The 5,967-nt window shown below is 67.6% G+C and carries 4 protein-coding genes and 1 tRNA gene; 3 read left to right on the plus strand and 2 right to left on the minus strand.

Annotation, left to right across the window (positions count from 1 at the left end; translation table 11 throughout):
- Positions 1 to 67: 67 nt before the first annotated feature.
- Entirely contained in the window at positions 68 to 910 is an 843-nt protein-coding gene (locus EA346_RS12515; RefSeq protein WP_296759090.1) for an amidohydrolase family protein, read from the minus strand.
- A 457-nt stretch (positions 911 to 1,367) separates the two neighbouring features.
- On the opposite strand from EA346_RS12515, the gene EA346_RS12520 reads away from it, so the two are divergent.
- Entirely contained in the window at positions 1,368 to 2,951 is a 1,584-nt protein-coding gene (locus EA346_RS12520) for a glucan biosynthesis protein (protein WP_296759092.1), read from the plus strand.
- A complete protein-coding gene (mdoH, locus tag EA346_RS12525; RefSeq protein WP_296759094.1) occupies positions 2,941 to 4,896 on the plus strand; it encodes a glucans biosynthesis glucosyltransferase MdoH in 1,956 nt (651 codons plus the stop codon). The genes EA346_RS12520 and mdoH overlap by 11 nt, the downstream gene beginning before the upstream one ends.
- A gap of 219 nt (positions 4,897 to 5,115) precedes the next feature.
- Here the strand turns inward: mdoH and EA346_RS12530 are convergent, their stop codons facing one another.
- Positions 5,116 to 5,703 (minus strand): cytochrome b, encoded by a 588-nt coding sequence (locus EA346_RS12530; RefSeq protein WP_296759096.1) that lies wholly within the window; start codon positions 5,701 to 5,703, stop codon positions 5,116 to 5,118.
- Between the two features lie 184 nt (positions 5,704 to 5,887).
- On the opposite strand from EA346_RS12530, the gene EA346_RS12535 reads away from it, so the two are divergent.
- Positions 5,888 to 5,962 (plus strand) — tRNA-Val (locus EA346_RS12535).
- The last annotated feature ends 5 nt before the right edge of the window (positions 5,963 to 5,967 follow it).

The following is a 5,967-nucleotide window of genomic DNA, read 5'->3' on the forward strand; positions in this document are numbered from 1 at the left end:
GTTAGCGCAGCGTAACCCGACATGTCATGGTCCGGTCGTCGGACAACCCCCTGCCCATCCCCCGCCGTCATCCCCCCTCGCCAAACAACCGTTCTGCATTGCCAAACGCAATCCGCTCGGCCACATCGGGCGGCAGCTGTCCCAGCCACTGCCGGATCTCCGCGGCATGCTGCTCGATCTCCCGCCAGCGGGTGGAACTGAAGGTGTCCGCGCCCACCATGAACCGGTCGGCGTGTTCGACCAGCAGATCCTGCCATTCCAGCGGCATGAAGCCGTCCCCGATCAGCCGCTCGCTGCGCATCGACAGGTCGGCGTAGAGGTTGGGGTAACGGTCCAGGTAGTCCCGGATCAGGGGGGGATAGGGGAAAGTGCCCGCGTGCGCCCAGAGAATCAGCGCCTCCGGCTCGATCTCGTAGGCCCGGTCGATCACTGCCGGATCGCCGTGGATCATCACCGGAAGCCCCCGCTCCCGCGCCATGACCACCAGCGCCTCGAACACCGGCGAATGGCGGTCATCCGCGAATAGATGCAGTTCGCCGATGCCGCGCCAGTCGCCGGTCTCCAGGCCGGCGTCGAGGCGCGCGCGCATCCGTTCGGGCAGATCCGGATCGTGCATCCAGGTGTCCTTGCCCGCCGGCGGCCGGTAGACATCCAGGAAGGGCACGATGACCCCCGGAGCCGTGTGCATCGCAGCCTCGATCAGCGCGTCGTCGCGAGCCAGGATCACCGCGCGGCTGATGCCGGCACCCGCCAGCGCCGATCCGACGGCTTCCGGTGCTACCGCGTCGGTATGCGCGGGGTTGTAATGCAGGTGGGCGTCGAACAGCGGACCTTCATAGCTGTGTGCCGCCGACGGCAGACAGGTGAGGGCAATGAGCAAGCCGGTAAGATGCAGGAATCTGGTGGACATCGTCTCCTCCTTGGGCGGAACCGGTGTGGGGTCGTTTCAGGTCAGGAACACCCGCTTCACGGCGAGGTGGGCGCTGCGCCAGGAAGTCCTGGACCAGGGTCTCCCTGACGTCTACGGGTACCATGACGGTCGCGTGTGCTGAGGCCGGGAACCGGTCAGTACTTGGCCAGCGTCGCGGCGGGTCCCGGCGGCAGATTGCAGTCAGCCCCGGCCCCGCTTCATCATGAACGCGAACGCCCATCGGGTGCCACGGGCGTTGCGACAACTTCTGTCCGCGAAAGTTGTCCCACGGTATCGCGACCACGACAGCGTCAAGCAGGGGGGCCTCGACGTGTGTTACTGGATTGATCCTTCATCACCGCCCGACGATCCTGCGTCTGGCTCTCGTTGGCCCGCCCCGGAAACCGGATTGCGGAGGCATGCGCTGTCCCGCGTCCACCGGTCTCGGGAAGCCGGTGTGACCCGGAAGCGGCTGGTCCAGGCCTGTGTCCTCACGCTGTTGTTGCTGGCGACCATGGGTGCCACCGTTGCGTCCGCATCGGCGAACGCCGGGACTCCATTCGATGCAACGCCGGAGTCGCTGTTCCAGCAACTCACGGACCTTGCCGGGGCGCGGGCCGAAATCCCGTATGAGCCCCCGGCCGACGTCCTGCCGGATGCCTTGCGCGGGATGACCTACGACCAGTACCGGTCGATCCGCTTCCGGCCCGAGGCCGCGCTGTGGCGCGGAGAGGCGCGCTTCGAAGCGCAGTTCTTCCACCCCGGGTTCCTGTTTCCGCATCCGGTCACGGTGTACACGGTGGAGCAGGGTCAGGTCGAGGAACTCGCGTTCGATCCGGAGCTGTTTCGCTATGAAGCGGAGGCCGAGGAGCTGGCCGATGCGGGCCGAAGTGACCTCGGCTTCGCGGGCTTTCGTCTGCACTATCCGCTGAACACTCCGGAGTACCTCGACGAGGTTGTCGTCTTTCTCGGGGCTTCGTATTTCCGGCTGGTCGGTCCCGGCCAGGTCTACGGACTCTCCTCGCGCGGACTGGCGATCGACACCGCGCTGCCCGCCGGCGAGGAATTCCCGGCGTTCCGGAAGTTCTGGCTGTTCCGTCCGGAACCCGACGCCGACAGCATCACCATCCTGGCCCTGCTCGACAGCCCTTCGGTCACCGGTGCCTTCCGTTTCGATCTCCAGGCCGGGTCCGAAGTCACGGTGGCGGTGGAAAAGCGGCTGTTCGCCAGGGCCGATGTCGCCAAGCTCGGCATCGCGCCGCTGACCAGCATGTTCTTCTTCGGCGAGGCCAGCGTGCGCGCCTACGACGACTTTCGCCCGCGGGTCCACGATTCCGAGGGCCTGATGATGCAGACTGCGGGCGGGGAGTGGATCTGGCGTCCCCTGACCAACCCGGCGCGGCTGCGCGGCAGTTCCCTGCGCGACGAACGGCCCCATGGCTTTGGCCTGGTGCAGCGCAGCCGGGATTTTTCCGAATACCTCGACCTCGAGGCGGAATACCATCGCCGGCCCAGCCAGTGGGTGACTCCGATCGACGGCGACTGGGGTGTCGGCGGCGTGGAACTGGTGGAGATTCCCACCAGCGACGAGACCAGCGACAATATCGTGGCCTACTGGGTGAGCGACACGCCGTTCCGTGCCGGTGACCGGCGCCAGTACCGTTATCGGCTGACGCTGTTCGACGACGAGCCGCCGGGGGAGCCGCCCGCACGGGTGGTCCGTACCCGTTCCGGCTGGGGCGCGGTGCCCGGGGTCGCGGATCCGCCCCCGCGCAGCCTCCGCCGGTACATCGTCGATTTCGCCGGTGGCGAGCTCGACGCGCTGGGCCCGGAGGACGCCGTCGAGCCGCTGCTGCAGGCCGGGTCCGGCAGGATCGACGACCTGCATGTGCGGCGGCTGCCGGATCACGCAGGCTGGCGAGCCACCTTTATCCTCGATCCGGAGGACGGGCAGGCCGCCGACCTGCGCCTGGTGCTGACCCTGGACGGGCGGCCCATTACCGAAACCTGGAATCACGTCTGGTATCCCGATGAACGCTGAGCCCCTCGCTGAACAGGAAGTCGCCGGTCCCGTGCCGGGGCGGGAGGGCGTGCTGCAGGCGCCGGCGGTCGGAATGCGCCGGGGCCTCTTCTTCGGTCTGGTGATGGCAACGGTGGTCCCCGGTGCGGTGATGATGGCGCTGGTGCTGCAGGCCGCGGGGATGGGGCCGTTCCAGTGGGCCATCCTGCTGCTGTTTCTGGTCACGTTTACCTGGATCGCCGTGTCATTCTGGACCGCAGTCGCAGGCTTCGTGCTGCATGCCCTGCGTCTGGATCCGCTGTCGCTGCGGCGACTGCCGCGGCGCGATGCGGTGCCGGAGTCGGCCCTGCAGCGGGCGCGCAGCACCGCGATCGTGGTGCCGATCCACAACGAGGATCCGGTCCGGGTCGTGAATGGCATCGAGGCCACCTGCCGCTCCCTGCTGGCGACGGGGCAGGGTGCGGCCTTCGACCTCTTCCTGCTCAGCGACAGCACTGATCCCGCGGTGATCCCGGACGAGGAACGGGCGGCGCGGGATCTGCAGGCCCGGATGCCCGCGCCGTTCCGCACCCATTACCGGCGACGGCCGTTGAACACCGGGCGCAAGGCCGGAAACATCGCGGACTTCTGCCGGCGCTGGGGATCGCGCTACGAATACATGGTGGTCCTGGACGCGGACAGCGTGATGGAAGGGGCGACCCTGGTCGAACTCGTCCGGCTGATGGAGCGAAATCCGAACGCGGGTCTGATCCAGACCATGCCGCTGCCGGTGCGCCAGGAATCGCTGTTCGGGCGCTTTCAGCAGTTCGCCAACGCCGTGCATGGGCCGATGCTGGCGGCCGGGCTGAGTTTCTGGCAGGGCGACGCCGGCAACTACTGGGGGCACAATGCGATCATCCGGATCCGGCCGTTCATGCAGCACTGCGACCTGCCCATCCTGCCGGGGAAGCCGCCGCTCGGAGGCGAGATCCTCAGCCATGATTTCGTCGAAGCGGCCCTGCTCCGTCGGGGCGGCTGGGACGTGTGGCTGCTGCCGCAATTGGGGGGAAGCTACGAGGAACTGCCCGGAAACCTGATCGACTATGCCAGGCGTGACCGCCGCTGGGCCCAGGGCAACCTGCAGCATCTGCGGCTGCTGGGGACGCCCGGACTGCACGGGGTGAGCCGCCTGCACCTGCTGTTCGGCGCGGTGGCCTACCTGGTATCGTTGCTCTGGCTGCTGATGCTGGCGGCGGGGACGGGTGCCGCCATCGGCGCGTCCGGGGGGCTGGAGGCTGGCGGCCAGGCGCTGGCCATTCCCGAGTCACTGCGTACGCCGATGGCGCATGCCCTGCTGGGGGTGACGCTGGTCATGCTGCTGCTGCCCAAGATGCTGGGTATCGCTCTCGCGATGTTCAGCCGCCCGCGGGCCTTCGGCGGTGTGCCCCGGCTCGTCGCAAGCGGTGTGATCGAGACGTTGTTCTCCGTGTTGATCGCCCCCCTGATGATGGCCTTCCACAGCCTGTTCGTGGCGGCTGTTGCGTTGGGGCGCAACGTGACCTGGGCCGTGCAGCCGCGTGAGGGCAGGGTGGTCGCCTGGGGCGAAGCCTGGCGCCGCACCGGGGGCTTCGTGCTGGCCGCGGGATCCTGGGGGCTCCTCCTGGCATGGTTCGCGCCGGGATTCTTCTGGTGGCTGATGCCGGTACTGGCAGGCCTGCTGCTCGCCCCGGCCCTGGTGCGCTGGAGCAGCAGCCAGCGTGCCGGGGCGTGGATGCGCCGCAGGGGGCTGCTCCTGGCGCCATCGGAAGTGGCTCCGGGGCTCGTGCTACAAATGCTTCACGGGATCGAGTCGCCTTCCAGCCCCTGGGCCGAGGGCCTCGAAGCCCGCCTTCCGCAACGCCGGGTGACGTGGCTCCGCCAGCGCTGGCCGCGTCCGCAACCCGATTGGGAGGGCGCCGTAATCCGCAAGGCCGCCGGTGGCAACTGATAGCACGCATCATCGCCCTACCGCGCGTTCCAGCACAGGGGGCGGCTGCCGCCCTGCGGCCTCTTCCGCCCCACGCTCCCACTTATGGAGTGCGAGAGCCTGCTCCGGCTATGCGGTGTCGGGGATTACCCGGTCCCCCACAGCGGCGGCAAGCCGCCGCACCCCATTAGGCGTCTGCGCTTTCACCATCGGGAGTGGCGCGCTCCGAGGCCATGGGCGTTAGCGGAAGAGGCTCATCCGCTGCATGACCTCGTCACGGCGCACAAGCCAGTGATAGAACGCGCCGGCGACATGGAGCACGATCAGTCCCATCAGGACGTACGCGACATACCCGTGCCACAGGAACAGCACCTCGGAGAGTTCCTCGTTGCGGCCGATCAGCCCGGGCAGTTCGATGTGGAACAGCTGCACCGGAAAACCGCCGGAGGCGGTGGCCAGCCAGCCCAGTACCGGCATCGCCAGCAGCACGACGTAGAAGAGTGCATGCACGGTCTGACTGGCGATCCGCTGCGGTGCCGGCAGGGGTTGTGCATAGCCGGGCTTGCCGAAGCCGAGACGGACCAAGACCCGCAACACCATGAAGCCCAGGACCAGCACTCCGAGCGTCTTGTGCGTCGTGTAGACGAAGTCCGTACCGGCCGGTCCGAAGAGATCGCGTAACCCCTCAAAGCCGAAAAACCCGATGGTCCCGCCCGCAGCCAGCGCGAGGACGACGAGTACGACGATCAGCCAGTGCAGCAGGCGTTGAATCAAGGCATAGCGCGGTGGGGGACGGCTCCCGGCAGAGGCTGCGGCGGCGTTGCTCATATTCGCTCCCTGGGGTCGGCGGACCCGGATCTGGTGGTCTGTTGGCTTGGAGAAACCGGACGGCAGAACGGTTCCCCGTCATTTGAGCATCAAAAGGGCCTGGTGGGCCAGTCAGGATTGCCGGCATGCGGCAAAGGATCTGCTTGACCCTAACCCCGTCCCGGCTTAATCTTTGCCCCCACTTGGGCGGTTAGCTCAGCGGTAGAGCACTGCCTTCACACGGCAGGGGCCACTGGTTCGATCCCAGTACCGCCCACCAAAAAT

The organism is Thioalkalivibrio sp., assembly GCF_007692535.1.
Taxonomy (GTDB): domain Bacteria; phylum Pseudomonadota; class Gammaproteobacteria; order Ectothiorhodospirales; family Ectothiorhodospiraceae; genus Thioalkalivibrio.